At 65.6% G+C, this 25348-nt stretch carries 30 protein-coding genes and 1 tRNA gene; 18 read left to right on the top strand and 13 right to left on the bottom strand.

Annotated elements, in window-relative coordinates:
* Positions 1–42 precede the first annotated feature (42 nt).
* From LH19_RS10305 to LH19_RS10285, 5 genes are all read left to right on the top strand, one after another.
* A complete protein-coding gene (locus LH19_RS10305) occupies positions 43–315 on the top strand; it encodes an HU family DNA-binding protein (protein ID WP_054588053.1) in 273 nt (90 codons plus the stop codon).
* Positions 316–486: 171 nt separating this feature from the next.
* Positions 487–561 (top strand) — tRNA-Val (locus tag LH19_RS10300).
* A gap of 101 nt (positions 562–662) precedes the next feature.
* Positions 663–974, top strand: coding sequence for a hypothetical protein (locus LH19_RS10295; protein WP_054727619.1), 312 nt, complete (start codon positions 663–665; stop codon positions 972–974).
* Positions 975–1084: 110 nt separating this feature from the next.
* Positions 1085–1750, top strand: a complete 666-nt coding sequence (locus tag LH19_RS10290) for a response regulator transcription factor (protein ID WP_054727617.1) — start codon at positions 1085–1087, stop codon at positions 1748–1750.
* Between the two features lie 99 nt (positions 1751–1849).
* On the top strand, positions 1850–3154 hold the full coding sequence (locus tag LH19_RS10285) for a sensor histidine kinase (RefSeq protein ID WP_054733334.1): 1305 nt from the start codon (positions 1850–1852) through the stop codon (positions 3152–3154).
* Here LH19_RS10285 and LH19_RS10280 read toward each other — a convergent pair.
* The 3 genes from LH19_RS10280 to LH19_RS10270 all read right to left on the bottom strand — a co-directional run bounded on the left by LH19_RS10280 (position 3151) and on the right by LH19_RS10270 (position 4568).
* Positions 3151–3504: a hypothetical protein gene (locus LH19_RS10280; protein WP_054727615.1), complete on the bottom strand. Its 354-nt coding sequence runs from the start codon at positions 3502–3504 to the stop codon at positions 3151–3153. The genes LH19_RS10285 and LH19_RS10280 overlap by 4 nt on opposite strands.
* Before the next feature lie 87 nt (positions 3505–3591).
* Positions 3592–4284: a glutathione S-transferase N-terminal domain-containing protein gene (locus LH19_RS10275; RefSeq protein ID WP_054727613.1), complete on the bottom strand. Its 693-nt coding sequence runs from the start codon at positions 4282–4284 to the stop codon at positions 3592–3594.
* Positions 4281–4568, bottom strand: coding sequence for a chorismate mutase (locus tag LH19_RS10270; protein WP_054588049.1), 288 nt, complete (start codon positions 4566–4568; stop codon positions 4281–4283). The genes LH19_RS10275 and LH19_RS10270 overlap by 4 nt, the downstream gene beginning before the upstream one ends.
* Positions 4569–4676: 108 nt before the next feature.
* On the opposite strand from LH19_RS10270, the gene LH19_RS10265 reads away from it, so the two are divergent.
* The 4 genes from LH19_RS10265 (at position 4677) to LH19_RS10250 (ending at position 9015) form a co-directional block, all read left to right on the top strand.
* Complete coding sequence (locus tag LH19_RS10265) at positions 4677–5690, top strand: polyprenyl synthetase family protein (protein WP_054733332.1); 1014 nt, start codon at positions 4677–4679, stop codon at positions 5688–5690.
* Positions 5691–5700: 10 nt separating this feature from the next.
* Positions 5701–6084, top strand: coding sequence for a DUF1801 domain-containing protein (locus tag LH19_RS10260; RefSeq protein ID WP_054727611.1), 384 nt, complete (start codon positions 5701–5703; stop codon positions 6082–6084).
* Positions 6081–8546 (top strand): ATP-dependent helicase HrpB, encoded by a 2466-nt coding sequence (gene hrpB / locus LH19_RS10255; protein ID WP_054727609.1) that lies wholly within the window; start codon positions 6081–6083, stop codon positions 8544–8546. The genes LH19_RS10260 and hrpB overlap by 4 nt, the downstream gene beginning before the upstream one ends.
* 190 nt (positions 8547–8736) lie before the next feature.
* Complete coding sequence (locus LH19_RS10250; protein ID WP_054727606.1) at positions 8737–9015, top strand: ETC complex I subunit; 279 nt, start codon at positions 8737–8739, stop codon at positions 9013–9015.
* Between the two features lie 94 nt (positions 9016–9109).
* On the opposite strand, the gene LH19_RS10245 is transcribed toward LH19_RS10250, so the two are convergent.
* The 5 genes from LH19_RS10245 to LH19_RS10225 all read right to left on the bottom strand — a co-directional run bounded on the left by LH19_RS10245 (position 9110) and on the right by LH19_RS10225 (position 11141).
* Positions 9110–9325 (bottom strand): DUF4170 domain-containing protein, encoded by a 216-nt coding sequence (locus tag LH19_RS10245; protein WP_054588045.1) that lies wholly within the window; start codon positions 9323–9325, stop codon positions 9110–9112.
* Between the two features lie 82 nt (positions 9326–9407).
* Entirely contained in the window at positions 9408–9767 is a 360-nt protein-coding gene (locus LH19_RS10240; RefSeq protein WP_234716134.1) for a hypothetical protein, read from the bottom strand.
* Positions 9748–10140: a hypothetical protein gene (locus tag LH19_RS10235; RefSeq protein WP_054727603.1), complete on the bottom strand. Its 393-nt coding sequence runs from the start codon at positions 10138–10140 to the stop codon at positions 9748–9750. The genes LH19_RS10240 and LH19_RS10235 overlap by 20 nt, the downstream gene beginning before the upstream one ends.
* Entirely contained in the window at positions 10140–10589 is a 450-nt protein-coding gene (locus tag LH19_RS10230) for a phage holin family protein (RefSeq protein ID WP_054727601.1), read from the bottom strand. Before LH19_RS10230 ends, LH19_RS10235 begins: the two co-directional genes overlap by 1 nt.
* Before the next feature lie 6 nt (positions 10590–10595).
* Positions 10596–11141, bottom strand: a complete 546-nt coding sequence (locus LH19_RS10225; RefSeq protein ID WP_054727599.1) for a hypothetical protein — start codon at positions 11139–11141, stop codon at positions 10596–10598.
* Between the two features lie 213 nt (positions 11142–11354).
* Between LH19_RS10225 and eno the strand changes: the two genes are divergently transcribed.
* The 8 genes from eno to LH19_RS10185 all read left to right on the top strand — a co-directional run bounded on the left by eno (position 11355) and on the right by LH19_RS10185 (position 19008).
* A complete protein-coding gene (eno, locus tag LH19_RS10220) occupies positions 11355–12629 on the top strand; it encodes a phosphopyruvate hydratase (protein WP_054727597.1) in 1275 nt (424 codons plus the stop codon).
* Between the two features lie 133 nt (positions 12630–12762).
* The gene (locus LH19_RS10215; RefSeq protein ID WP_158514411.1) at positions 12763–14223 is read left to right on the top strand and encodes an EF-hand domain-containing protein; all 1461 of its coding nucleotides are present in this window, start codon (positions 12763–12765) and stop codon (positions 14221–14223) included.
* Between the two features lie 92 nt (positions 14224–14315).
* Positions 14316–14642, top strand: a complete 327-nt coding sequence (locus LH19_RS10210) for an FtsB family cell division protein (protein WP_054588038.1) — start codon at positions 14316–14318, stop codon at positions 14640–14642.
* Between the two features lie 139 nt (positions 14643–14781).
* The gene (gene pdhA, locus LH19_RS10205; RefSeq protein ID WP_054727592.1) at positions 14782–15852 is read left to right on the top strand and encodes a pyruvate dehydrogenase (acetyl-transferring) E1 component subunit alpha; all 1071 of its coding nucleotides are present in this window, start codon (positions 14782–14784) and stop codon (positions 15850–15852) included.
* Position 15853: 1 nt separating this feature from the next.
* Complete coding sequence (locus tag LH19_RS10200; RefSeq protein WP_054727590.1) at positions 15854–17242, top strand: pyruvate dehydrogenase complex E1 component subunit beta; 1389 nt, start codon at positions 15854–15856, stop codon at positions 17240–17242.
* Positions 17243–17288: 46 nt separating this feature from the next.
* Entirely contained in the window at positions 17289–17864 is a 576-nt protein-coding gene (locus tag LH19_RS10195; RefSeq protein WP_234716133.1) for a squalene/phytoene synthase family protein, read from the top strand.
* Between the two features lie 86 nt (positions 17865–17950).
* Positions 17951–18661: a serine O-acetyltransferase EpsC gene (gene epsC / locus LH19_RS10190; protein WP_054727586.1), complete on the top strand. Its 711-nt coding sequence runs from the start codon at positions 17951–17953 to the stop codon at positions 18659–18661.
* Complete coding sequence (locus LH19_RS10185) at positions 18661–19008, top strand: DUF2794 domain-containing protein (protein ID WP_054727583.1); 348 nt, start codon at positions 18661–18663, stop codon at positions 19006–19008. The genes epsC and LH19_RS10185 overlap by 1 nt, the downstream gene beginning before the upstream one ends.
* On the opposite strand, the gene LH19_RS10180 is transcribed toward LH19_RS10185, so the two are convergent.
* Positions 18986–20059 (bottom strand): hypothetical protein, encoded by a 1074-nt coding sequence (locus tag LH19_RS10180; protein ID WP_054727581.1) that lies wholly within the window; start codon positions 20057–20059, stop codon positions 18986–18988. The two genes, LH19_RS10185 and LH19_RS10180, sit on opposite strands and share 23 nt — an antisense overlap.
* Before the next feature lie 121 nt (positions 20060–20180).
* Positions 20181–21083: an SDR family oxidoreductase gene (locus tag LH19_RS10175; protein ID WP_054727579.1), complete on the bottom strand. Its 903-nt coding sequence runs from the start codon at positions 21081–21083 to the stop codon at positions 20181–20183.
* 198 nt (positions 21084–21281) lie between these two features.
* On the opposite strand from LH19_RS10175, the gene LH19_RS10170 reads away from it, so the two are divergent.
* On the top strand, positions 21282–22643 hold the full coding sequence (locus tag LH19_RS10170) for an OprO/OprP family phosphate-selective porin (RefSeq protein ID WP_054727577.1): 1362 nt from the start codon (positions 21282–21284) through the stop codon (positions 22641–22643).
* Positions 22644–23031: 388 nt separating this feature from the next.
* Here the strand turns inward: LH19_RS10170 and phoB are convergent, their stop codons facing one another.
* The 3 genes from phoB to pstB all read right to left on the bottom strand — a co-directional run bounded on the left by phoB (position 23032) and on the right by pstB (position 25348).
* A complete protein-coding gene (gene phoB / locus LH19_RS10165) occupies positions 23032–23727 on the bottom strand; it encodes a phosphate regulon transcriptional regulator PhoB (protein ID WP_054588028.1) in 696 nt (231 codons plus the stop codon).
* Entirely contained in the window at positions 23727–24449 is a 723-nt protein-coding gene (gene phoU, locus LH19_RS10160; protein ID WP_054727575.1) for a phosphate signaling complex protein PhoU, read from the bottom strand. Before phoU ends, phoB begins: the two co-directional genes overlap by 1 nt.
* A gap of 116 nt (positions 24450–24565) precedes the next feature.
* On the bottom strand, positions 24566–25348 hold the full coding sequence (gene pstB / locus LH19_RS10155) for a phosphate ABC transporter ATP-binding protein PstB (RefSeq protein WP_054727573.1): 783 nt from the start codon (positions 25346–25348) through the stop codon (positions 24566–24568).

Here is a 25348-nt window from a genome sequence, read left to right as displayed (position 1 = left end):
CATGAATCATTTTAACCAACCATCTGCAGGGGTTCCTTAGGCATGAACAAACAAGACCTGATCGCCACCGTCGCTGACTCGAGCGGCCTTACCAAGGGCGATGCGAGCAAGGCGGTTGAAGCCGTTTTCGACGCGGTCACCGCGGCACTGAAGAAGGGCGGCGAAGTCCGTCTGGTCGGTTTCGGGACGTTCTCGGTCAGCAAGCGCAAGGCGTCGACCGGCCGCAACCCGCGCACCGGCGAAACGATGACCATCGCGGCGTCGAACCAGCCGAAGTTCAAGGCCGGCAAGGCCCTCAAGGACGCCTGCAACTGATTGCCGGCACCTTCTGGTGAAAAACATCTCGGGCCGCGGCATCTGCTGCGGCCCGATTTGCATGTGCCGGACCTGTTTGTGCGTGAAGATCGAGCAAAGGCCGTTGCAATCATCGCCGCAGCGGCTATGGACGTCCGGCTTTCGGACGCCGGACTTCGGTCGGCACCGGACGGGCGCGTAGCTCAGCGGTAGAGCACACCCTTCACACGGGTGGGGTCACAGGTTCAATCCCTGTCGCGCCCACCATGGCCCCGGAGGCCATGGCCGAAACCGGAACGCCGAAACAAAACAGGGGCTGACCCGGCCATTCATCACCTATTCAATGCGTTCGCACTAGGTATCGGGGCATGATCCGCACGCTCATCCTCTCCGCCGCTGCTTCGGCACTGATGCTCACCGCAGGGGCGCCGGCGGCCGCGCGCGGCGACCGCGACCAGGACAATCTGCGCGAAGCCGCGGCGCAGGGGCAGGTGATCCCGCTCGGCCGGCTGATCGCCGATGTGAAATCGCGTCCGCCCTATAACGACATGACCTATCTCGGCGGCCCGCAGTTCGATGCGCGCCGGATGATCTATGCGCTGAAGTTCATGGACGGCAGCCAGGTCGTCGTCGTCTATGTCGACGCCCGCACCGGCCGGATCGTCGGACGCAAACCCTGACATTCCCAGCGGGCGCCATCGCAACGAGATTTTGCGATGACCGTCCGGACTTGATACACAGTCGAAACATAGCGGCCGGCCGGTCCGGTGCGCAGAGGAAAGGCGCCTGAATGCGGATTTTGATTGTCGAAGACGAACCCACGCTCGGCCCGCAGCTCAAGGCGACGCTGGAGGGCGCCGGCTATGCCGTCGATCTCGCGACCGACGGTGAGGACGGGCATTTCCTGGGCTCGACCGAAAGCTACGACGCCGCGATCCTCGACCTCGGCTTGCCCGAGATCGACGGGCTCACTGTGCTCGACCGCTGGCGCAAGGAAAAGCGCAATTTCCCGGTGCTCGTCCTGACCGCGCGCGACAGCTGGTCGGACAAGGTGGCAGGGCTCGACGCCGGCGCCGACGACTATCTGGCCAAGCCGTTCCAGACCGAAGAGCTGATCGCCCGCCTGCGCGCGCTGATCCGCCGCGCCGCGGGCAATGCGTCGAGCGAACTCATCGCGGGCGACGTCCGTCTCGATACGCGCTCGGGCCGTGTGACGCTCGATGGTGCGCCGGTGAAGCTGACGGCGCAGGAATATAAGCTGTTGTCGTACCTGCTCCACCACAAGGGCAAGGTCGTGTCGCGGACCGAACTGATCGAACATATTTACGATCAGGATTTCGACCGCGATTCGAACACGATCGAAGTGTTTGTGACGCGTATCCGCAAAAAGCTGGGCGCCGACATCATCACGACGATCCGCGGCCTCGGTTACCAGCTCGACGATCCGCAGGGCTAAGTGATGGCCGAGGCCGACGCCCCGGCCCCCGCAGCCGATACCGAGGCGGCGAAACCCGCGGCGCTGACCAGTCGCATCACCGGCTCTCTGGCGCGCCGGATGATCGCGATTGCGGCGCTGTGGATTTCGGTGCTGCTGATCGGCGGCGGCTTTGCGCTCGACCGGGTGCTGACCGGGGCGATTACGCGCAATTTCGATTCGAGCCTCGAATATGTGCTGATCGCGATGATCCGCTCGTCGGAGATCGGCCCCGACGGCGAGGTGCGGCTGATCGAACCGCTCGGCGATCAGCGCTTCCTAGAACCTTATAGCGGCCTTTACTGGCAGATCAGCGGCGGCGAGCAGGAGCCCTATCGCTCGCGTTCGCTGTGGGAGCGCTCGCTGAAAGCGCCGACGCCGCACGTCGACGATGAAATCCACACCTACGACAGCACGCAATTCCCCGACGAGGAGTTGCGCGTGCTTGAACGCAACGTCCTGTTGCCGGGGAGCAAGGTGAACTGGCGATACCAGATCGCCCAGTCGCGCGAAGCACTCGACCTGCAGGTCGGCGCCGTGCGCGCGACGCTGATTCCCAGCCTTGCATTGCTCGGGCTCGGGCTCATCATTCTCGCTGCCCTCCAGACCTTCTATGGCCTGTGGCCGCTCCGCCACATCCGCCGCGCGATCGCGGCGATGCGCGGGGGACATCACCGGCGCGTTACCGCACCGCTGCCGCTCGAGGTGCAGCCGATGGTCGACGAACTCAATGCCTTGCTCGCGCACAACGAGAAACAGGCCGAGGAAGCACGGCTGCATGCGGGCAATCTCGCGCATGCGCTCAAGACCCCGCTCACCGTCCTCGTCAACAGCGCGACGAGTTCGGACTCGGAGCTTGCCGACACGGTGCGGCGCGAAGCGGCGACGATGCAGCGGCAGGTCGACCACCATCTGGCGCGTGCACGCGCCGTCGGTCGGCGCGGGGCGGCACAGGCGCGCGCGGTCGTCTGGGACAGCGCGAACAGCGTGTCGCGCGCCGTCGCGGCGCTCTATCCCGACGTGCGGCTCGATGTCGCGGGCGACAAGACAATCGTCGCGCGGGTCGAGCGTCAGGATCTCGACGAACTGGTCGGGAATTTGCTCGAGAATGCGGCCAAATATGGCGGCGGCAGCGTCTTCGTCACAATCCAGCGCGATGGCGAGATGGCCGAGATACTGGTCGAGGACGACGGGGCCGGGATATCGCTCGCCGATCGCGATCGCGTCATCGACCGCGGCGTGCGGCTCGACAGCGGCAAGCCGGGCACGGGGCTGGGGCTGGCGATCGTCCGCGACGTCGCCGAAATCTATGGCGGCAGCATCGCGCTCGAAGAGAGCGAGGATCTGGGCGGGCTGCTGGTGCGGCTCCGGCTGCCGGCCGGCTAGTCAGCGCTAGGTCCGGTCTCCGCGGCTGTAGCCCCCCGATCGGGATGGGCGCGGCGCCACCGGAGCCCCACCATCAGCACGAACGGCCAGAAAATCGTATTGAGGATATCGAATCCGCTGTCAGGCATCCGCCAACTGCCGTGCGCGAAGCGGTCGGCAACCTCCTTTGCAATCGCCGCCGCAAGGACGAACAGGAACGGCGTCCATGTCGCGAGCGAACGCCGCGTCGCGATCCGGGCGAGAAACAGGACGATCATGCCGCCGTGGACGTGGAGCAGGCTGTCGGACGCGCCCGTGCTGATTCCGAGCGCTCCGCTGAGCGGGCGGTAGAAGTCGAGAAGGCTTTCCATCGGCCCGCGCTACAGCATCGGATGGATGAACCTGCCGTTAGCAGGAGCCGGGTTTCCGGCCGAAGCGGCGGTTTACGCGGCCGGCGCTCAGGCCGCCGTTACCTCCAGCCCGCGCTGTACCGCAGGTCGGGCGAGCCCGGCATCGAGCCAGCGCTGGACATTCCCGAACCGGTCGAACCCGACGATGTCGCGCGCGCCGTAGAAGCCGATCAGGTTGCGCACCCAGCCGAGCAGCGAGATATCGGCGATGCCGTAATCGTCGCCCATCACCCATTCACGGTTCGCCAACCGGTCGTCGAGGACGCCGAGCAGCCGCGCGGATTCGGTCGCGTAACGATCGCGCGGGCGCTTGTCCTCATAATCCTTGCCGGCGAATTTGTGGAAGAAGCCGAGCTGGCCGAACATCGGGCCAACGCCGCCCATTTGCCACATCACCCACTGGATCGCTTCGTAACGCCCGCCCGCATCGGCCGGCAGGAACTGTCCGCTCTTGTCGGCGAGATAGATCAGGATCGCCCCCGATTCGAACAATGCCAGCGGCTTGCCGCCGGGCCCGTCGGGATCGTAGATCGCCGGAATCTTGCCGTTGGGATTGAGCGCGAGAAAGGCCGGATCGTGGCTTTCGTTCGCCATGATGTCGATGCGGTGCGGCTCGTAGGGCAGGCCCGTTTCCTCGAGCATGATGCCGACCTTGACGCCGTTCGGCGTCGGTGCCGAGAAGAGCTGCAGCCGGTCGGGATGTTCGGCGGGCCAGCGACCGAAGATCGGGTGCGTGCTCATGCGCCATTCTCCCGCTTCGCCTGCTCATGATGGCGGATCACCTCGTCGATGATGAAGCGCAGGAATTTCTCGCTGAATTCGGGGTCGAGATCGGCGTCGCGCGCGAGGTCGCGCAGCCGTTCGATCTGCCGCTCCTCGCGGGCCGGGTCTGCCGGGGGCAGGCCGCCCTTCGCCTTGAGCTCGCCCACCGCCTTCGTCACCTTGAACCGTTCGGCCAGCATATAGACGAGCGCCGCGTCGATATTGTCGATGCTCTGGCGATAGCGGCTCAGTTGGTCGTCCATGGGTACGCGGCTCCTCTTGTGCCTGGCACGCTTGGCACCGCGCAGGGCTGCAAGGCAAGCCGAAAGTCGTTGCAAAATCGCGGCCGCGGCGCCAAGGCGGCCCACGTCATGACTGCGGAAATCCACCAACTGCACGGCGACCGGCCGCCCTCGCTCGACCCGATGATGGCGCTCGTCGCCGCCGATATGAACGAGGTGAATTCGGTCATTCTCGACCGGATGCAGTCCGAGGTTCCTTTGATTCCCGAACTTGCCGGCCATCTGATCGCCGGCGGCGGCAAGCGGATGCGGCCCATGCTGACGCTCGCCTGCGGCAAGCTGCTCGACTACCCCGGCCGCCGCCATTGCAAGCTCGCCGCGGCGGTCGAGTTCATCCATACCGCGACGCTCCTTCACGACGATGTCGTCGACAAGTCCGACCTCCGCCGCGGCCGCAAGACCGCGAACATCATCTGGGGCAACAGCGCCTCGGTGCTCGTCGGCGATTTCCTGTTCAGCCGCGCTTTCGAGGTGATGGTCGAGGACGGGTCGCTGAAGGTACTGAAGATCTTGAGCCGCGCGTCGGCGGTGATCGCCGAGGGCGAGGTCAACCAGTTGTCGGCGCAGCGCCGGATCGAGACGAGCGAAGACCAGTATCTCGCCATCATCAACGCCAAGACTGCCGAACTGTTCGCGGCGGCGTGCAAGATTGCGGCGGTCGTCGCCGAACGCGACGAAGCCACCGAAGCGGCACTCGACGCCTATGGCCGCAACCTCGGCATCGCCTTCCAGCTCGTCGACGATGCGATCGATTATGTTTCGGACGCCGAGACGATGGGGAAGGGGGTCGGCGACGACTTCCGCGACGGCAAGGTCACGCTTCCCGTCATCCTTGCCTATGCTCGCGGCAGCGCCGAAGAGCGCGAGTTCTGGAAGCAGGCGATCGTCGGTCATCGCACATCGGACGAGGATCTTGCTTTCGCGACCAGCCTGCTCCGCAAGCATGACACGATCGCCGACACGCTCGCGCGCGCGCGTCATTATGGCCAGCGCGCGGTCGACGCGATCGGCGGCTTCCGCGCCAGCCAGGCGAAAGCGGCGCTGACCGAAGCTGTCGCCTTCGCAGTCGCGCGCGCCTATTGAGCCCGGCGCGATGACGATGGGGCCGGCCGCCGAAAGCCCCGATGCCTATATCGCCGCGCTGTCGAGCTGGCAGCGCGAGCGCTGCGAGATGATGCGCGCCGCGATCATGGCTGCCGCGCCTTTCGAGGAAACGATCAAATGGACCAATCTCGTCTTTCTGGCGAATGGTCCGTGCATTCTGATCCGCGCCGAAGAGAACCGCGTCCTGCTTGGCTTCTGGCGCGGCAAGCGGCTGCGCGATATCGAACCGCGGATCAGGGCGAGCGGAAAATACGAGCTTGGTAATCTGGTGCTAACCGCGGAGGCCGAAGTGTCGCCCGCGATGGTGACGCGGCTCGCTTCCGAAGCCTTCCGGCTCAACGCCGAACTCGGCAATCCGGCGGCGCGCGCATGACGGTGCCGCTCCCGATCGATATCGTGCTCCCCGACATCATGGCGGCGCTGGTCCTGAAACCCAATGCGGTCGTCGTCGCGCCGCCCGGCGCGGGCAAGACGACGCGTGTCGCCCCGGCCCTGCTCGATCAGCCGTGGTGCAAGGGGCAGGTGTGGCTGCTGTCGCCGCGGCGCCTCGCCGCGCGCGCCGCGGCCGAGCGGATCGCCGAGGAGATGGGCGTCGCGGTCGGCGGGCCGGTCGGCTATGCAACTCGCCTCGACAGCAAACAGTCGAAGGACACGCGCCTGCTCGTGATGACGCCGGGGCTGTTCCGCAACCGCATCCTCGCCGATCCCGAACTCGCGGGCGTGTCGGCGGTGCTGTTCGATGAAGTCCATGAACGCAGCCTCGACGGCGATTTCGCGCTGGCGCTGGCGATCGACGCGCAACAGGGGCTGCGCGACGATCTCCGCCTCGTCGCGATGTCGGCGACGCTCGATGGGGCGCGCTTCGGGGCGCTGCTCGGCGATGCGCCGGTGGTGCGGAGCGAAGGCAAGATCTGGCCGCTCGAACTCCGTCATATCGGTCGCCGGGCCGAGGACCGGCTGGAGGCAAGCGTGCTGGGCGCGGTGCGGCAGGCGCTCGCCGACGAGGGTGAGGGCGACATGCTCGCCTTCCTGCCCGGTGCCGCCGATATCGAACGCGCTGCACAAGCCGTCGAGGATGCGCGCCTGCCGCTCGTCGTCCATCGCCTGCACGGCCAGATCGATCCCGCGATGCAGCGCCGGGCGCTCGTCCGCGACCCCGACGGCGGGCGCAAGCTGATCCTCGCGACGAGCATCGCCGAAACCAGTCTGACGATCGAGGGCGTGCGGATCGTCATCGACGCTGGCCTGTCCCGCCGCCCGCGCTTCGACAAGGCGGCGGGCATCGCGCGCCTCGTCACCGAACGCGCGAGTCAGGCGTCGGCCACCCAGCGTGCCGGGCGTGCGGCGCGGCAGGGGCCGGGGGTGGCCTATCGCCTGTGGGAAGCACCCGCGACGGCAGGGATGCCGCCGTTCGACCCGCCCGAAATCCACGAGAATGATCTGATGCCCGTTGTGCTCGATTGCGCGAGCTGGGGCATCGTCGACCCGCGCCAGCTCGGCTGGCTCGACCCGCCGTCGCCAGCCGCGATCGCCGAAGCGAAATCGCGGCTGCAGGCGATCGGGGCGCTGACCGCCGACGGGCGCATCACCGCGCACGGCAAAGCGCTTGCCGCCATCCCGTTGCCGGTCCCCCTCGCGCATATGCTGCTCGATGCGGCGCGTGCGGGCGAGGGCGAACTGGCGGCGCGGCTGGCGGTGCTGCTTACCGAGCCGGGGCTCGGCGGACGCGGCGTCGATGTCGAGGCACGGCTCGCGCGCTGGAAGGGAGCGAAAGGCGACCGCGCCGAAGGGGCGTGGCGCCTCGCGCGGCGACTGGCCGGCATCGGCGAAAAGCTGGCGACCGGTACGGGCGCCATCGATACGCGTTCGGTCGGGGGCTGGATCGCGACGGCCTGGCCCGACCGGGTGGCGCGTGCGCGCGCGGGCCAGCGCGGCGACTATCTGAGTGTGGGCGGGCGCGCCTATCGCATTGATCCGCTCGACCCGCTGGCGGGCAGCGAGTGGCTCGCGATTGCCGATGCGCAGGGACATGCTGCGGGGGTACGCATCCTCGCCGCGGCGGCGATCGACCGCGCCGAGGTCGAGGCCATTTTCGCTGGCCAGGTCGTGTCGCATCAGGCGAGCAGCTACGACGCCGCGACCGACCGCGTCGACCATCGCCGCGAACGCCGGCTCGGGGCTATCGCGCTGGTGAGCGGGCAGGCAGGGCGCAGCGAGGGCGCCGAAGACGATGTCGCGGTGCGTCTTGTCGCGGTGCGCGACAAGGGGCTCGGGCTCATCGGCTGGGGGCCGGCATCGCACGCGCTGCGCCAGCGGGCGTCGTTCGCGGGGCTCGATACGCTGTCGGCCCCAGCGCTCGCCGACAGCCTCGACATCTGGCTCGCGCCGCTGCTCGAAAAATCGCGCGGGCTCCGCGATATCGGCGACCAGCGGCTCGCCGACGCACTGCTCGCGCTGCTCGACTGGCCCGCGCGGCAGTTGCTCGAAAAGTTGGCGCCGGCCGATTATCTGACGCCGGCGGGTAGCCGGCACGCGATCGATTATGGCGCCGACGGCGGCCCGACGGTTGCCGTGCGCGCGCAGGAGATGTTCTCGCTCGCGCGCCATCCGGTGATCGGCGATCCTTCGGTGCCGCTCGTCCTTGCGCTTACGTCGCCCGCGCATCGCCCGATCCAGACGACGCGCGACATCGCCTCCTTCTGGAGCGGTAGCTGGGCGGAGGTCGCGAAGGAGATGCGCGGCCGCTATCCCAAGCATAGCTGGCCCGACGACCCGGCGAATGCGCGTCCGACGCTGATGACCAAAGCGGCACAGGCACGCCGCGACGCGCAATAGCTGCCCCAATCCGTCCAAATCTTCGTCATCCCGGACTTGATCCGGGATCCATTCTTCCAGCGCCGGCGCAAATGGACCCCGGATCAAGTCCGGGGTGACGATGGAAAGGATTGCACCGGGGCTTTCCCTCTTTTCGTTGGAAAGGCTTGGCGCTAAGGCGGCGGCACAGCCACCTGATCAGGACGACCCGATGAAAGCGCGTATTTTCCAGAAGCCCAAGAATGCCATGCAGTCGGGGCGCGCGGGAACGCAGCGCTGGATGCTGGAATTCGCGCCTGCCGAAGCGCGCAAGGCCGACCCGCTGATGGGCTGGGCTGGTAGCGGCGACACGCAGCGCCAGTTGCGGCTGGGCTTTGCGACGCAGGAAGAGGCGCTCGCCTATGCCGAGAAAAACGGCATCGACGTCGAGGTGATGGCGACGCCGGTGCGGACGCTCAAGATTCAGGCATACGCCGACAATTTCCGCTGACTCTTAATTCGCGTCATTGCGAGCGTAGCGAAGCAATCCAGGGCTGTTTACGCCTACTCTGGATTGCTTCGCTACGCTCGCAATGACGAAGGGTTTACTCTGCGTCCGGCTGCAGCAGCTTGTGCAGATGGACGACGACATATTTCATCTCGGCATCGTCGACGGTGCGCTGCGCGGCGGCGCGCCACGCCTTTTCGGCAGACTTATAGTCGGGGAACAGCCCGACGACGTCCAGATTGCTGAGATCGACGAAGTCGAGCGTCTGCGGATCGCTGACGCGTCCGCCGAACACGAGATGCAATTTGCTCATGACTGCTTTCCTTGCGGGTTAGCGCTGGGGGAGGGGAAGAGGCGCGCCCCTACCAGTGCAGCGCCTTTCCGGCAAGTCCGCCTCAGTCCTCGTCCTTGCGGCCCTTGGGAAGCAACGAACCGAGCAGCGCCCCGACCGCGACCGCGCCGGCGAGCAATGCCAGCGGCTGTTCCTCGGCCACCGTCTTGAGCTTGCTGCCCGCGCGCTTGGCCTGCACCTTGCCTTTCTCATAAGCCTGACCCGCGGCTTCGCGTGCGACCTCGGCCTGTTCGCTTGCCTTTGCGGCAAGCTCGCCGGTTGCGGCACGCGCGCGGCCGTAACCGTCCTGGATGCGCGCCTTTGCTGCCTCGGCGGTCGCGCGGGCATTTTCGGCGGTCTTCTCGGCAAGTTCGCTCGCTTTGGCGCGGGCGTCGTTGGCGGTTTCACTGAGCGGCTTCATCATCGTCCTCCACTATCTCGATATCGTCGTCATCGGCTGGTTCGGCGTCACCGGGGTGCAGCCGGTCGGCGACCGAGGCCGCAAGTTTCTGTATTTTGCGCCCGAGTTTGGGCACATGTTCCTTGATCGGTTCGCGAAACAGCCACGCGACGCCCGCCACTGCGGCGAGCGCGATGGGCAGGCGGTTGCTCTGAAATTCCTTGCGAACCGCATGCGCGGCATCGTCGACCTTTTCCCCGACGCGATATTTGCCGCGGCTGAGCAAGGCGCCGGGCTTGAACGCGTTGCCGGCCACCCCCAGCTTGCGGCGCAATTCGGCACGTTCGATCATCGATCGCCGCGCGGCGTTGATCAGGCGGGTCCTTGAAGGGCGCATCAATCGTCTCCCTCCGCCAGCAGATCGTCACGAAACGCCGCTTTGACGTCGCCATAGCTGAGGCGCGCGCGCCATCCGGCAAAGGCGGCAATCGCCAGCAGCACCGCAAAGACGATCAGCGTCGCGAGCAACGGCCCGATATGCTGGGCAAGCACGAGGATCGCCCCGAACGCCAGCGCCAGCATCGCGACAAGCAACGCGCACGCGGCGACGAAGCCCCATGCCGAGGTCCAGCCGGCGCCGTGGTACGCCAGCGCGCCGCGCGCCTTGAGCAGGGTCAGTTCGGCTTCCGCGGCCGATTGCAGATTGTCGACGACGTCGCCGACGATCTTTTCGAGCGGCACCGGCGGCGGCGTGACCGGCCGCCCGCCGGGAGCGTAGCCGTGACTTATGCCATCAAAGCTGCGCTGATCCGGGGAAGGCGGGGTGTCATGATCGGGAGAGGGCAAGTCGGATCAGCCGTTGTTCGAGCCCTTGAGCATGCGGGCAAGGACAAAGCCGATCACCGTGGCGGCGCCGACGGCGATCGCCGGGTTCTTCTTGACCATATCCTTGGTCGAAGCGGCGAGTTCGTCGAGATCCTTCTTGTCGAGCGTCGTCGCAAGGCCGGCGACGGTCGAAGCTGCCGAACGGGCATAGTCGCCATATTGCTTGCCGAACTTCGTATCGACGGTGCCGGCGCTGTCCTCAAGCAGCTTGGCGAGACTGCCGACGGCTTCGGCGGCCTTGTCCTTGCCCTTGGTCGCGGCGTCACGCGCCTTCGCCGAGGCCTGGTTCTTCAGCGCCGTCGCTTCGTCTTTCAGCGAGGCGGCCTTCTTCGATGCTTCGGATTTGATGGTATCGCGCGTCGCGGCGATCTGGTCGCGGATCGGATGATCCTTGGCGGCCTTTGCTGCAACGGGCTTGCGCGCGGGCGCGGCCTTGGTGGCGGCGGCCTTCGCGGGCGCCTTGGGACGGGGAGCGGCAACTTTCTTCGTCGCGGGAGTAGCGGCTTTGGCCATCGGCTTTGTCCTCTTCTTCTTATGTCGGGCGTTGCATTCGCAAACGTCCCCTTTGGTCCTGTCTGGATATATAGCAAGGCGCGCCCAATGGTTCCATAGCCCAGCAAAATTCCTGCACGGCCGATCGAACGGTTGCACTAGCGGCAAGCCGTCGATAACAGGCGGGCGCCTTTCCCATCCGGCCCGTCTGCGGCCATCAGCAGGACCCGAACCATGACCGCCATCATCGACATCCACGGCCGCGAAATCCTCGACAGCCGCGGTAATCCGACCGTCGAAGTCGACGTGTTGCTCGAGGATGGCAGCTTCGGCCGCGCCGCGGTGCCCTCGGGCGCGTCGACCGGCGCGCATGAGGCGGTCGAACTGCGCGACGGCGACAAGGGCCGTTATCTCGGCAAGGGCGTGACCAAGGCGGTCGCGGCGGTGAACGGCGAGATCGCCGAAGCGCTCATCGGCCTCGATGCCGAGGACCAGCGCGAAATCGACATGGCGATGATCGACCTCGATGGCACGGCGAACAAGAGCCGCCTCGGCGCCAATGCGATCCTCGGCGTCAGCCTCGCCGCCGCGAAGGCCGCCGCCGACGCGCGCGGCCTGCCGCTCTATCGCTATGTCGGCGGCGTCTCGGCGCGCACGCTGCCGGTGCCGATGATGAACATCATCAACGGCGGCGAGCATGCCGACAATCCGATCGACGTGCAGGAATTCATGATCATGCCCGTCGGCGCCGGCAGCATCGCTGAGGCGGTGCGCTGGGGCAGCGAAATCTTCCACACGCTGAAGAAAGGCCTGTCGGCGAAGGGTCTTGCGACCGCGGTCGGCGACGAGGGCGGCTTTGCCCCGAACCTCGCCTCGACGCGCGACGCGCTCGACTTCATCGCGGCGTCGATCGACCAGGCGGGCTTCAAGCTCGGCACCGACGTCGTGCTCGCGCTCGATTGCGCCGCGACCGAATTCTTCAAGAACGGCAAGTATGAGATCAGCGGTGAGAAGCTGTCGCTCAGCCCCGAACAGATGGCAGAATATCTTGCCGCGCTCGTCAAGGATTACCCGATCAAGTCGATCGAGGACGGCATGAGCGAAGACGACTTCACCGGCTGGAAGGCGCTCACCGACCTCGTCGGCGACAAGTGCCAGCTCGTCGGCGACGATCTGTTCGTCACCAACCCGCTGCGGCTGGAACAGGGCATCAAGGACGGCCTCGCCAACTCGCTGCTCGTCAAGGTCAACCAGATCGGCACGCTTAGCGAAACGCTCGACGCGGTCGATATGGCGCACCGCGCGCGCTACACTGCGGTGATGTCGCACCGCTCCGGCGAGACCGAGGATTCGACCATCGCCGACCTCGCGGTCGCCACCAACTGCGGCCAGATCAAGACCGGCAGCCTCGCGCGCTCCGACCGGCTCGCCAAGTACAACCAGCTCATCCGCATCGAGGAAGAGCTGGGCGACATGGCGCGCTATCCCGGCGCGGCGATTTTCGGTTGATGGGATGGATCGCGGATAGGCATGCGTTAACCCCGCGCTGATAAATCGGCCGGCCGGTCATCGGCCGGTTTGGCAGGGGTAGAGCTGCATGCGGGTCAAAGGCAAAAGAGCTCTGGCAGCGGGCGCGGCGGCGATGGCAACCGCGGTGGTCGTGGCGGCGGTGGCGAAGGCTTCGCAAGAGAATGGCTTGGCCGAAATCGCCGAACCGCTGGCCGAAGGACTCAACCCCGGTGCCCATGTCGAACAATATATCGCCCAGGTGGTAAGCCGCCTTCGAGCGATCGACCGGGACGGTGACGGCCTCGACCGGGCCGACATCGATTTTCAGCGGTTGCAGGGCGAAACGCAGGAGCGGGCGCGGAACATCCAGCAGATACTGTCATATGATTATGACGGCGATTTTCGCGTGACGCGCGCGGAAATCGAACGGGGGGCCGGCCGCGACGCCGATCAGCGGTCGCGGGAGGCCGAGGCGATGATGGGGCTTTACGACGCCGACGGCGATGGCGTCGTGACCTTGCGCGAAGCGGCGGACCGCGAACGCGGCGGCCGCCGCGACCGTTCGTTCGACGGCTTTCTGGCGCTGGATCCGGACGGTGACGGCAAGCTGACTGCGGTCGAATTGATCGCGCGCGCCGAACAATTGTTCAAACGCTTCGACAGCGACGGCGACGGGACGCTGTCGAAGGAAGAATATGCTCAAATCGCGGATCGCGTGCAGCAAATTCGGACGGCGCGCAATGCTCCGATCTGTAACCTTGCGGTATTGCCGCCCGATGCGCAGCTGCTTGTTTTTGGCGCCTATGACGGTCAGGCCATTTCGTCGGCGGTGATCGGCGGCCAGGACAGCGAGACCAATTTGATCGACGTGACGATCGAGCCGGGTTCGAGGCCGCTTTATTTGATCCTGACTTCTTATGAATCGATGATCTGGCGGCTGCGCGGCGCGACCGGGCGGGTGCACCAGGTGGTGGCGTCTTCGTTGAAGGCAGCGCCGGGCGGAACATCGGCCTCGGGGGTCACCGGCGTTTCGCCAGACAAGGTGCAGATCGCGCCGGCTGGATGCCCGAACTATTTCAGCGAGCTCGGCGAGCCCGATGCCCAAAGGTCGCTCGCCTCGATCCGCTCCTCTCTGCAGCGCGAGCCTGACGCGGTGTTTGCGACCTATTCGCCGCAGGGAATTTCCCTGCCGTCGGGACAGATCGCATCAGCCCGGGAGACGGACGCTGCGGTGCCGAAGGGTTTCGATGCAGCGACTTGGGCCGACGCCGTACGCTATTGGCCGGCGGGGCTGGTAAAGGTCGAGCCGGGGCAGGTCGTTTCGAAATCGAAGGTCGAAAAATATCTCGTGCTTCCCAGTCAGATGGGAATCTCGCAACTCGTCGGTTCGGGCGCAGTGAAACGCGAAAAAGGTGACGTGTTTCGCGTTTTGCGGCCTATCGCCCATATGCCGCCCAGCATGGGCGGGGCGCATTCGATGACGTTGATTTTCTCGAAGGGCGTGCCCGTTGCGCCAGGCGATCAGGGACATAGTTGCATCGTCAACGAAAATAGCGGCGAGTCCCGTGGTACCAGGTGTCGTTCGTCGCAATAGCGGCAGAGGCTGCGCATATTTCGTCGGGATGCTGTGGAGAGACGGGCAATGACGCCTTGACGCCACGAATCAACTCTGATTCAAGGGCCGAAATGACGCAGCGCCACAAATTCCGTAAATCGATGAACCGGGCCGTTGGCCCCGCGGTGGCGGTGATCGCAGTGTTGGCGATGATCGGCTATATCATCTTTGGTCCGACCGGGCTTTATGCCTGGGGCGACTATGGCCAGTCGGTCGAGAAGAAGCGCGTCGTCCTGACCGAGCTGACCAAGCGGCAGAACGAACTGCAGAACCGCGTCAACCTGCTCGACCGGCGGCGCGTCGACCCCGATCTTGCCGAGGAATATGTGCGCGAGAAGCTCGGCGCCTATCACCCGGACGAGGTGATCATTCCGATGGAACCCGACGCGAAACCCTGAGCGCTGCTACGGGTGGTTTTTCCTATTTTGCTGCATACGTAAGACAATGGCGCGCCGCCGTTCGGGGGCGTTGCCAAGCATGACATGGCGGTCCTATAGGGAGCCTTGCCGTAACGGCTAAATGCAAAGGAAACCTCCCTTGGCCAAAGCACCCGCGCGCAAGACTGCCGCGCCAAAAAAAGTCGCTTCCACCCCAGCTCCCGCGACCAATCGCGAATCCCCGCGCGATCCCGCACCCTATGACGCCACGCCCGAAGAACTCGAGAAGTTCTACCGCGAGATGCTGCTCATCCGCCGCTTCGAGGAAAAGGCCGGCCAGCTTTACGGCCTCGGCCTGATCGGCGGTTTCTGCCATCTCTACATCGGCCAGGAAGCCGTGGCGGTCGGGCTGCAGTCGGCGCTCGACGGCGACAAGGACAGCGTCATCACCGGATATCGCGACCATGGCCACATGCTCGCCTACGGCATCGATCCCAAGGTGATCATGGCCGAACTCACCGGCCGCGCCGCGGGCATTTCGCGCGGCAAGGGCGGTTCGATGCACATGTTCAGCGTCGAGCATAAATTCTACGGCGGCCACGGCATCGTCGGCGCGCAGGTGTCGCTCGGCACCGGGCTCGCCTTTGCGCACAAATACCGCGGCGACGGCGGCGTCGCCATGGCCTATTTCGGCGACGGCGCCTCGAACCAGGGGCAGGTCTATGAAAGCTTCAACATGGCCGAGCTGTGGAAGCTGCCGATCATCTTCGTGATCGAGAACAACCAATATGCGATGGGCACGTCGGTCAACCGCTCGTCGGCCGAGGACCAGCTCTACCGCCGCGGCGAAAGCTTCCGCATCCCGGGCATGCAGGTCGACGGCATGGATGTGCTCGCGGTGCGCGGTGCCGCCGAAGCGGCGCTCGAATGGGTGCGCGCGGGCAAGGGACCGGTGCTGATGGAACTCAAGACCTATCGCTATCGCGGCCATTCGATGTCCGATCCCGCCAAATATCGCAGCCGCGAGGAAGTACAGGCGGTGCGCGACAAGTCGGATGCGATCGAGCATCTCAAGAAGCTGATGGTCGACGCCGGGATCACCGAAGAGAAGATCAAGGATATCGACAAGGAAATCCGCCAGATCGTCGCGGAATCGGCCGACTTTGCGGAAAGCGCGCCCGAACCCGAACTTCACGAACTTTATACCGACGTGCTGGTGGAGCAATATTGAGATGGCCATCGAATTGAAGATGCCGGCGCTGTCGCCGACGATGGAAGAAGGCACGCTCGCCAAGTGGCTCGTCAAGGAAGGCGACACGGTGAAGTCGGGCGATATCCTGGCAGAAATCGAAACCGACAAGGCGACGATGGAATTCGAAGCGGTCGATGAAGGCACGGTCGGACAGATCCTCGTCGCCGAAGGAACCGACAATGTGAAGGTCGGCACCGTGATCGCGACGATCACGGGCGAGGGCGAAGAGGCGGCGGCACCTGCTGCCACGCCCGCACCGGCGTCCGCCGAGGAACCCAAGGCCGCGGAGCCGGCTCCGGCTCCGGCACCCGCGCCGGCTCCTGCGGCTGAAAAGCCCGCCGCGACCGAACGCGCCGCCGATCCCGCGATCCCCGAAGGCACTGCGATGGCGAAGCTCACCGTCCGCGAGGCGCTGCGCGATGCGATGGCCGAGGAAATGCGCAAGGACGACCGCGTCTTCGTTATGGGCGAGGAAGTCGCCGAATATCAGGGCGCCTACAAGGTCACCCAGGGCCTGCTCGAGGAATTCGGCGCGCAGCGCGTCGTCGATACCCCGATCACCGAGTACGGCTTTGCCGGGCTCGGCACCGGCGCCGCGATGGGCGGCCTCAGGCCGATCATCGAATTCATGACCTTCAACTTCGCGATGCAGGCGATCGACCACATCATCAACTCGGCGGCGAAGACCAATTATATGTCGGGCGGCCAGATGCGCTGCCCGATCGTCTTCCGCGGTCCGAACGGCGCCGCGGCGCGTGTCGGCGCGCAGCACAGCCAGAATTATGCGCCCTGGTATGCCAGCGTTCCCGGCCTGATCGTGATCTCGCCCTATGACGCCGCCGACGCCAAGGGGCTGCTGAAAGCGGCGATCCGTACCGAAGACCCGGTCGTCTTCCTCGAAAACGAGCTGCTCTACGGCCGCAGCTTCGAGGTGCCAGAGGTCGATGATTTCGTCCTGCCGATCGGCAAGGCGCGGATCATGCGCGCGGGCAGCGATGTCACCATCGTCAGCTATTCGATCGGCGTCGGGCTCGCGCTCGAAGCCGCCGACGCGCTGGCGGGCGAGGGGATCGATGCCGAGGTGATCGATCTGCGCACCCTGCGCCCGCTCGATACGGTGACGGTGCTTGCCAGCCTCAAGAAGACGAACCGGTTGGTCGTCGTCGAGGAAGGCTGGCCGACCTGTTCGATCGCGAGCGAAATCGCGATGGTTGCGATGGAGCACGGCTTCGACGATCTCGATGCGCCCGTGATGCGGGTGTGCAACGAGGACGTGCCGCTGCCCTATGCGCACAATCTCGAAAAGGCGGCGCTCGTCGACACGCCGCGCGTCATCGCGGCGGTGAAGGCTGTCTGCAATCGCGCCTGACGCGCCGGAAACGGCCGCCTATCCGGACATCCGCGATCCGCGCGTGATGGTGGCGGTGCCTCGCGAGAGGCGCCCCGCCATCGCTGCGCTCTGGGCGCTGGCCGAGCGGCTGACCAGATTGCTGCACGATGCGCGCGAGCCGCTGATCGGCCAGATCAAGCTCGCCTGGTGGCGTGACATGGCGGCGCTGCTGGCGAGCGACCCCGCGGCGCTGCCCAAGGGTGAGCCCTTGCTTGCCGAATTGCAGGTGACATGGGGCGGCAAGGGGGGGCTCGACACGCTCGTCGATGCCGCCGAAGCGATGCTGCTCGCCGAGGATGAAGCGGCGCGGAAGGCCGCGGCAGCGGCGTTCGGCGAAGCGCTGTTCGCGCTGTCGGGCGGCGAAGGCGGTGCGCGCTGGGGTTTGCTGTGGGGGGCGAGCCTCCAGCAAGGCGTCGCGGATGCCAAGCAATTGTTCGCCGATGCGCGAAACGAGAAAGCGCCGCAAGCTCGGTCTTTCAGCGATAACAAGGCCTTGCTTATGCTCGACCGCTGGGCCGCGGCGATCGCCGCGCGCGATGGCGAGCGGCGATGGCGGAGCGAAGGGCTGCTGTTGCTCCGGCTCGGCCTGTTCGGGGGCTGACGATTAAAACGCGCTCGGGGGTGGAAATGCCGCCGTCGAACATCTATCTTGCCCGGTACAGAAATAGGGTCGCAGGGGACATACGGATGTTCAACGGGCTGATCGCCTATCTCGATTCGATCAAGGCGCGCGATCCGGCGCCGCGTTCGCGTTGGGAAATCCTTCTTTATCCGGGCCTGCTGGCGGTCGGGATGCACCGCATTGCGCATTGGCTGTTCGAGGCGGACCTGTTCTTCCTCGCGCGTTTCGTAAATCATTTCTCGCGCTGGCTGACCGCGATCGACATCCACCCGGGCGCCAAGATCGGCCGCCACCTGTTCATCGACCATGGCTTTACCGTGATCGGCGAGACTGCCGAGATCGGCGACAACGTCACCATCTATCAATGCGTGACGCTGGGCGGCACCGATCCCGCCAATGGCATCGCAGGCAAGCGCCACCCGACCTTGGCAAACGACGTCATCGTGGGTTCGGGCGCGCAGATCCTCGGCCCCGTCATCGTCAATGCCCGCGCGCGCGTCGGCGCCAATGCGGTGGTGACCAAGGATGTGCCCGAGGGCGCGGTGATGGTCGGTATCCCGGCGCGCTCGACCCTGCTCGACGCAACCGAATATGCGCGCGAATTCGTGCCCTATGGCACGCCGTGCAGCGAAACCTTCGATCCTGCGACGCAGAAGGTCGAACTGTTGCAATGCCAGCTCGAACAGATGCAGAAGCAGCTCGCGGTACTGATCGCCGAACGCGAAGTGGCCGAGGAGCAAGCGCCGCGGCGCAAGGGGAGCCGGAATAGCGCCTGATGGGAACGGTGACGCCTCTGCCGTTCGCGAACCGGGCGGCACCGCAGCAGACCGGTTTCGAGCGCACCGAACTCCTGCGCATCCTCGACCTCTATGGCCGCATGGTCGCCGCGGGGCATTGGCGCGACTATGCGATGGACTTTCACCGCGACGCCGCGATCTTCTCGGCCTTTCGCCGCACCGCCGAGCGGCCCGAATATCGCATCGAAAAACGCCCCGCCTTGCGGAGCCGGCAGGGCATGTGGGCCCTTGTCTCCGAAGCCGGGGCGATTTTGAAACGCGGGGACGAGCTTTCCAATGTGCTCGCCCCCGTCGAACGCAAGCTTATGAAGCTGGTTGGGGACTGACCGGCCGCGCCGTCGCCGGCAACTGGTTGGCCAGATTTTCGGGCAGCAGCCCGACCACCGCAGCCCGCGCATTCTGCCAGAAGGCCGATAGCAGCAGCAGCGCCGATCCGATCACGAACGCCGTCAGCGCGACGTTGAGCTCGACCGCGCCGAAGGTGTTGAAGAGCTGTGTCATCGCGAAGAGCACATAGGCGAGCGCCGAGACGAGCAGCGCGCGGCGGTCGATCGCCAGCGCGACGAGCCCGAAAGCGATATAGATGCCGACGACGAGGATCGCCGCACCGCTGCCGATATCGTCGCCCTGCGTCACGCCGAGCAGGTGGAAGATCGGGTGGACGATCATCGGCGCGGCGAGCAGGTGAAGCCAGAAGGCGACGTCGCTGCGCCGCGTCTGGCGCACGCGGTCGCTGCAGTCCCACCACATGGCAAGCGTGAAGACGCCGAGGCCGGCGATCAGCACGAGGATCATCGGCAAGGTGCCGTCGGGGCTCGGTACGCCGGTCACCGCGAGCACGAGCGCAACAGCCGTCGCGGCGAGCGCGGCGGTTCCGGCGGCGACGGTGATCGGCACCATGAAGCGTTTCCAGTGCAGCCAGGTCGCCGCTGCGGTGACGAGCGCGATGCCGCCGACCAGCAGCGCCCCGACCGTGTCGCCCGGATTGTTGCCGAAAATATCCTCGCCATGCTTTACGAGGAACCCGACCATCGTCGCGAAGACACCGCCCGAAAAGGCGAGGACGAGGACGATGCTGGGGAGCGCCATGCGGCGCTGGCGGGTGAAATATTCGGCAAGGAACCACGCCGACGCGGCGACGAAGGCGCCGCCGAGCGCGGGATGGATCGAGGCGCCGATCCAGCCGACCGCGACGAGCAGGATCACCGCCGCGATGCTGACGAAAATATCGTTGAAGCCGGTAATCAGGCGGAATGATTCCTCATCCGCCCCCGGCGCGGCGCGAACCGACGCGATATGCGACCGGAATGCCGCTGCGGCCTCCGGCGTCAAGACGTTCGCATCGACCGCGGCTTGCAGGTCGCTTTCACTATACATCGGGGTCGTCCTTCTGTCCGATCCCCTTGCCCCGCCGACGTTATGCCATCAGCGTATTGGTGTGTCAATACAGTGATGCGCCAAGTCCTCCCCATCGCTTTGCGACGGGGAGGGTCTATCGTCAGCCCAGCGCCTGCAGCGCGCGCATCACGGCCATCGACTGCTCGCTGCCCGACTGCGGAACGGTTTCGCCGTTGCGGTCGATGATCTTCTCCCAGGCGGCGGCAACGCCTTCGGGGGTCCGCTCGTCTTCGGGAAGCGCGACGCCGGGGGTCATGGTGACATAGGCGGCGTGGAACGCGCCGGCACCCGCGCCGACGATCATGTTCGTCGGGGCATCCTCGCTGACCAGGAACAGCGCGGCGGGCGCGACATTTTCGGGAGTGAACTTCTCGAACAGCTCGGCGGGGAAGATGTCCTCGGTCATCCGCGTGCCGGCGACCGGCGCGATCGTGTTGCAACGGATGTTATACTTCGCGCCTTCGAGGTGGAGCGTCTTGGTCAGCCCGGCGAGGCCGAGCTTGGCGGCGCCATAATTGGCCTGACCGAAATTGCCGTAAAGGCCGGTCGACGATGCGGTCATCAGGATGCGGCCATAGGCCTGTTCGCGCATGATGTCCCAGCATGCCTTGGTGACATTGGCGCTGCCCGACACATGAACCTTCAGCACCAGGTCGAAATCGGCGGGCTCCATCTTGGCGAAGCTCTTGTCGCGCAGGATGCCGGCATTGTTGATCAGGACGTGGACGCCGCCCCATTCTTCTTTCGCCTTGGCGACCATTTCGACCATCTGCTCATATTCGGTGACGCTGCCGCCGTTCGACATGGCGGTGCCTCCCGCGGCGCGGATTTCCTCGACTACCTGCAGCGCGGCATCCGAATGGCCGGTGCCGTCGCGCGCGCCGCCGAGGTCGTTGACGACCACCTTCGCGCCGCGCCGGGCGAGTTCGAGCGCATAGGCGCGACCGAGCCCGCCGCCGGCGCCGGTCACAATAGCAACGCGCCCGTCAAATTTGATCGTCATGATGGTCTCCCGGAAGGGGCGCCCCGTGAAAGGTTGCCCGAAAAAACCGGAACGTCCTTAACCGTTCGCACTTCGCTGGCAAGGGGGTGTGAAAATCGATCTGTGAAACAAAAATGTCATCCAATTGACGTGCATCTGTCATGAACCGGTCATAACAGCGCCCCGAGTTTGTCACCCTTTCGCAACGGAGCAACAACCATGCGTTCCTTCCTGACTGCCGCCCTGCTGGGCACTTCGATGCTCGGCGTCCCGACGCTCGCCCATGCCCAGGCGATGAGCGCCGAGGAAGCCGCCGCGCTGCGCGCCGAACTCGCCGCGCTGAAGGCGCAGGTCCAGACGCTCGAAACGCGGCTCGACGCCGCAACGGGGCAGGCGCCCGCCTCCGCTCCGGCACCGACCGCTCCCGCCGCCCCGGCAGTGACTGCGAAGCCCGCGACCGAAATCAGCTGGAAGGGTGCGCCCGAGATCAAGACTGCCGACGGCTGGAGCTTCAAGCCGCGCGGTCGTATCCAGCTCGATCTCGCGGGCATCGACGCCCCCGACGGGGTGACCGGCGCGCGCGGCGGGCTCAAGACCGAATTCCGGCGTGTCTATCTGGGCGTCGACGGCAAGATTCCCGGCGGCTTTTCCTATCGCGTCGAAGCCGATATCGCGAACAGCTCGGTCGAACTGACCGATGTCTACATGACTTACGGCCCCGGGCCGCTGTCGGTCACTGCCGGCCAGCTCAAGCCCTTTTCGTCGCTCGACGATCTGACCAGCGACCTGTTCACCAGCTTCACCGAACGTGCGGCTTTCACCCAGGCCTTCGGTTTCGAACGCCGCGTCGGCCTGTCGACGCAATATAAGGGCAAGGCGGTGCTGGTGCAGGCGGGCGTGTTCGGCGACAATGCCAACGACCTGCTCGACGATGCGAACAACAGCATCGGCGTCGACGGCCGCGTCGTCTGGATGCCGAAATTCGGCAACACGCAGCTCCATCTCGGCGGCTCGGCGCATTGGCGCGATCTCAACGACCCTGCGGCGACGCTGCGCTACCGGTCGCGGCCGTTCGTGCACACAACCGACCTGCGCCTTGTCGATACGCGCGCCCTCGGTGCGAGCGGCGAGCGCGGAATGGGGCTCGAGGCCGCCATCGTTTCGGGGCCGTTCCATGCCGCGGGCGAAGGCTTCTGGCAGACGATGCGGCGGACGGGCGATACCGATCCGACCTTCTTCGGCGGTTATGCCGAGGCGGGTTTTGTGCTGACCGGCGAAAGCCGCGGCTATAAGGATGGCGCCTTCGATCGTCTGAAGCCGGCCAAGCCGATCACCGACGGCGGTATCGGCGCGATCGAAATCAATGCACGCTACGACCATCTCGACCTCAACGACGGCGGCATCATCGGCGGGCGCCAGCGCACCGCGCTGATCGGCGTCGTGTGGGCGCCGATCGACTATATCCGGATCACCGCTAACTACGGCCGGGTGAAGATCAACGACGCCGCGATCGCCAGCGCGACCGGCGACCGCGACTATTCGGCCGACGTCTTCGGGCTGCGCACGCAGGTCGATTTCTGATCGGGCTGCTGATGCCATCCGGGGAACGAGGGACAGCTTTCGTTCGGTAGCGGACGGTCTTTCCTCCCTGCGGCGTAGCCGCGGGGAGGGGGCGCCGCGAAGCGGTAATGGAGGGGCCGCAAGCGCAGCGAGCGCTTTGCGCTCGGCCCCTCCGTTAGCCCTGCGGGCTGCCACCTCCCCATCGCTACGCGATAGGGAGGACATGTCTTCTATCGTCATCCCGGACTTGATCCGGGATCCAAGCAACATCCGAAGTCATGGATCCCGGATCAAGTCCGGGATGACGAATGTGGGTGAAGCAATATCCGCTTTCCACCCCAAGTAGCGGAAAAGAAAAGCCCCGCCGGAGCGATCCGGCGGGGCATTGTTCTAACGGCAATTAAAGTTGTCAGCCCTTGCCGGCATCCAGCGCATAGCCCGCCGAACGCACTGTGCGGATGATGTCCGCGGTGCCAGGCAGGTTGATCGCTTTGCGCAGGCGGCGGATGTGGACGTCGACGGTCCTGAGTTCAATGTCGCTGTCCTGGCCCCAGACGCTGTCGAGCAACTGCCCGCGCGAGAAGACGCGGCCCGGATGCTCCATGAAATGGCGGAGCAGGCGGAACTCGGTCGGGCCCATCGCGACGATCTGGCCGGCGCGTACCACCTTGTGCGCGACCGAATCGAGCTCGATGTCGGCATAGCTCAGCATCTCGCCGGCGAGCGCGGGGCGCAAGCGACGGAGCACCGCCTGGACGCGCGCGACCAGTTCGCGCGGGCTGAACGGCTTGGTGACATAATCGTCGGCGCCGGTTTCGAGGCCGCGAATGCGGTCCTCCTCCTCGCCGCGCGCGGTGAGCATGATGATCGGGACGTTCGCCGACTTCGGGTTGCGGCGCAGGCGCCGGCAGACTTCGATGCCCGGTAGGCTTTCGATCATCCAGTCGAGCAGGACGATATCGGGGACGCGTTCCTCGACGAGGACCAGCGCCTGTTCGCCGTCGGGGGTCTGGCGAACCGAAAAGCCTTCGCGGGCGAAGTGCCAGACGATGAGTTCGGCGATCGCCTCGTCATCCTCGATCAGCAGCAGGTCGGGCTGCGGCATCAGCCTTGCTCCTGCTCCGCCGACGCAGCGCCTTCGGGGGTCTCCCCGCGCTCACGTTCCTCCATCCGCTCGCCGGTGACGACATAATAGACCATCTCGGCGATGTTGGTCGCATGGTCGCCCATGCGTTCGAGGTTCTTGGCGACGAACAGCAGGTGCGCGCTTTCCGAGATATATTTCGGATTTTCCATCATGAAGGTGACGAGGGTGCGAAAGATGCTGTTATAGAAATCGTCGACATTCTTGTCGCGCACGGTCACCCGCACCGCGAGTTCGGCGTCGCGCGCCGCAAAGCTGTCGAGCGCGTCGTGGACCAGTTCGGCGACGATCGACGACATCGACATCAGCACCGGGATCGCCTCGATCGAGCGCGTCTGATCCATCAGCGCGACGCGCTTGGCGATATTCTTCGCATAATCGCCGATCCGCTCGACGACCGAGACGATTTTCAGCGCCGCGATCATTTCGCGCAGGTCGTCGGCCATCGGCGCGCGGAGCGCGATCGTCTGGACCGTAAGCTGTTCGACCTCGGCCTCGAGCGCGTCGATCTTCTTGTCGTCGCGCACGACCTGCGCCGCGAGATCGAGGTCGCCGTTGTTGAGCGCGTTCATGGCCTGGAGCAGCGCCTGTTCGGCGCGGCCGCCCATCTCGCTGATCAGCCCGCGCAGGCGGTTCAGATCCTCGTCGAAGGCCTTGACGGTGTGATCGTTGGTAACTGCCATCTACTTCGTCCTTTTAAGTCCATTCCTACCCCGTTCGCGTCGAGCGAAGTCGAGACGCCGTGCAGGACCGACGGGCGTCTCGACTTCGCTCGACGCGAACGGAGAAGGGAGGATGATCACCCATATCGCCCGGTGATATAGTCCTTGGTGCGTTCCTGCCGCGGGTTGGTGAAGATATCGGTGGTCTTGCCATATTCGACCAGCGTCCCGAGGTGGAAAAAGGCGGTGCGCTGCGACACGCGGGCCGCCTGCTGCATGTTGTGCGTGACGATGACGATCGCATATTTGCCGCGCAGTTCGTGGATCAGCTCCTCGATCTTCGCGGTGGCGATCGGGTCGAGCGCCGAGCAGGGCTCGTCCATCAAAATGACTTCGGGGTCGACCGCGATGGCGCGCGCGATGCACAGGCGCTGCTGCTGCCCGCCCGACAAGGCGGTGCCGCTCTCGCCGAGCCGGTCCTTGACCTCGTCCCACAGCCCGGCGCGGACCAGCGCGCGCTCGACGATCACGTCGAGCTCGGCCTTCGACGGCGCAAGGCCGTGGATGCGCGGGCCATAGCCGACATTGTCATAGATCGACTTGGGAAAGGGGTTCGGCTTCTGGAAAACCATGCCGACGCGGGCGCGGAGCTGCACGACGTCCATCGACGGCGCATAGATATCCTCGCCGTCGAGCTCGATCCGGCCGGTCACCTTCGCGCTGGCGACGGTGTCGTTCATCCGGTTCAGCGAACGCAGGAAGGTCGACTTGCCGCAGCCCGACGGACCGATGAAGGCGGTGACGAGGTCGGTGCCGACGTCGATCGACACATCCTTGATCGCCTGTTTCTCGCCATAGAAAACGTCGACGCCGTGCGCCTTCATCTTGGGATCGGTAATGGTCAGGTCGTCTTGGGTCAT

It is taken from the genome of Sphingopyxis macrogoltabida, from assembly GCF_001314325.1.
Lineage (GTDB): Bacteria > Pseudomonadota > Alphaproteobacteria > Sphingomonadales > Sphingomonadaceae > Sphingopyxis > Sphingopyxis macrogoltabida.
Note: the sequence above shows the minus strand (reverse complement) of the source record. Positions and strands in the feature narration are given on the sequence as shown.

Excerpts from the sequence above, each read along its gene's own strand:
- LH19_RS10305 (WP_054588053.1), top strand. The coding sequence starts at position 43 with ATGAACAAACAAGACCTGATCGCCACCGTCGCTGACTCGAGCGGCCTT.
- LH19_RS10295 (WP_054727619.1), top strand. The coding sequence starts at position 663 with ATGATCCGCACGCTCATCCTCTCCGCCGCTGCTTCGGCACTGATGCTC.
- LH19_RS10290 (WP_054727617.1), top strand. The coding sequence starts at position 1,085 with ATGCGGATTTTGATTGTCGAAGACGAACCCACGCTCGGCCCGCAGCTC.
- LH19_RS10285 (WP_054733334.1), top strand. The coding sequence starts at position 1,850 with ATGATCGCGATTGCGGCGCTGTGGATTTCGGTGCTGCTGATCGGCGGC.
- LH19_RS10280 (WP_054727615.1), bottom strand. The coding sequence starts at position 3,504 with ATGGAAAGCCTTCTCGACTTCTACCGCCCGCTCAGCGGAGCGCTCGGA.
- LH19_RS10275 (WP_054727613.1), bottom strand. The coding sequence starts at position 4,284 with ATGAGCACGCACCCGATCTTCGGTCGCTGGCCCGCCGAACATCCCGAC.
- LH19_RS10270 (WP_054588049.1), bottom strand. The coding sequence starts at position 4,568 with ATGGACGACCAACTGAGCCGCTATCGCCAGAGCATCGACAATATCGAC.
- LH19_RS10265 (WP_054733332.1), top strand. The coding sequence starts at position 4,677 with ATGACTGCGGAAATCCACCAACTGCACGGCGACCGGCCGCCCTCGCTC.
- LH19_RS10260 (WP_054727611.1), top strand. The coding sequence starts at position 5,701 with ATGACGATGGGGCCGGCCGCCGAAAGCCCCGATGCCTATATCGCCGCG.
- hrpB (WP_054727609.1), top strand. The coding sequence starts at position 6,081 with ATGACGGTGCCGCTCCCGATCGATATCGTGCTCCCCGACATCATGGCG.
- LH19_RS10250 (WP_054727606.1), top strand. The coding sequence starts at position 8,737 with ATGAAAGCGCGTATTTTCCAGAAGCCCAAGAATGCCATGCAGTCGGGG.
- LH19_RS10245 (WP_054588045.1), bottom strand. The coding sequence starts at position 9,325 with ATGAGCAAATTGCATCTCGTGTTCGGCGGACGCGTCAGCGATCCGCAG.
- LH19_RS10240 (WP_234716134.1), bottom strand. The coding sequence starts at position 9,767 with ATGATGAAGCCGCTCAGTGAAACCGCCAACGACGCCCGCGCCAAAGCG.
- LH19_RS10235 (WP_054727603.1), bottom strand. The coding sequence starts at position 10,140 with ATGCGCCCTTCAAGGACCCGCCTGATCAACGCCGCGCGGCGATCGATG.
- LH19_RS10225 (WP_054727599.1), bottom strand. The coding sequence starts at position 11,141 with ATGGCCAAAGCCGCTACTCCCGCGACGAAGAAAGTTGCCGCTCCCCGT.
- eno (WP_054727597.1), top strand. The coding sequence starts at position 11,355 with ATGACCGCCATCATCGACATCCACGGCCGCGAAATCCTCGACAGCCGC.
- LH19_RS10215 (WP_158514411.1), top strand. The coding sequence starts at position 12,763 with ATGGCAACCGCGGTGGTCGTGGCGGCGGTGGCGAAGGCTTCGCAAGAG.
- LH19_RS10210 (WP_054588038.1), top strand. The coding sequence starts at position 14,316 with ATGACGCAGCGCCACAAATTCCGTAAATCGATGAACCGGGCCGTTGGC.
- LH19_RS10200 (WP_054727590.1), top strand. The coding sequence starts at position 15,854 with ATGGCCATCGAATTGAAGATGCCGGCGCTGTCGCCGACGATGGAAGAA.
- LH19_RS10195 (WP_234716133.1), top strand. The coding sequence starts at position 17,289 with ATGGTGGCGGTGCCTCGCGAGAGGCGCCCCGCCATCGCTGCGCTCTGG.
- epsC (WP_054727586.1), top strand. The coding sequence starts at position 17,951 with ATGTTCAACGGGCTGATCGCCTATCTCGATTCGATCAAGGCGCGCGAT.
- LH19_RS10185 (WP_054727583.1), top strand. The coding sequence starts at position 18,661 with ATGGGAACGGTGACGCCTCTGCCGTTCGCGAACCGGGCGGCACCGCAG.
- LH19_RS10180 (WP_054727581.1), bottom strand. The coding sequence starts at position 20,059 with ATGTATAGTGAAAGCGACCTGCAAGCCGCGGTCGATGCGAACGTCTTG.
- LH19_RS10175 (WP_054727579.1), bottom strand. The coding sequence starts at position 21,083 with ATGACGATCAAATTTGACGGGCGCGTTGCTATTGTGACCGGCGCCGGC.
- LH19_RS10170 (WP_054727577.1), top strand. The coding sequence starts at position 21,282 with ATGCGTTCCTTCCTGACTGCCGCCCTGCTGGGCACTTCGATGCTCGGC.
- phoB (WP_054588028.1), bottom strand. The coding sequence starts at position 23,727 with ATGCCGCAGCCCGACCTGCTGCTGATCGAGGATGACGAGGCGATCGCC.
- phoU (WP_054727575.1), bottom strand. The coding sequence starts at position 24,449 with ATGGCAGTTACCAACGATCACACCGTCAAGGCCTTCGACGAGGATCTG.
- pstB (WP_054727573.1), bottom strand. The coding sequence starts at position 25,348 with ATGACCCAAGACGACCTGACCATTACCGATCCCAAGATGAAGGCGCAC.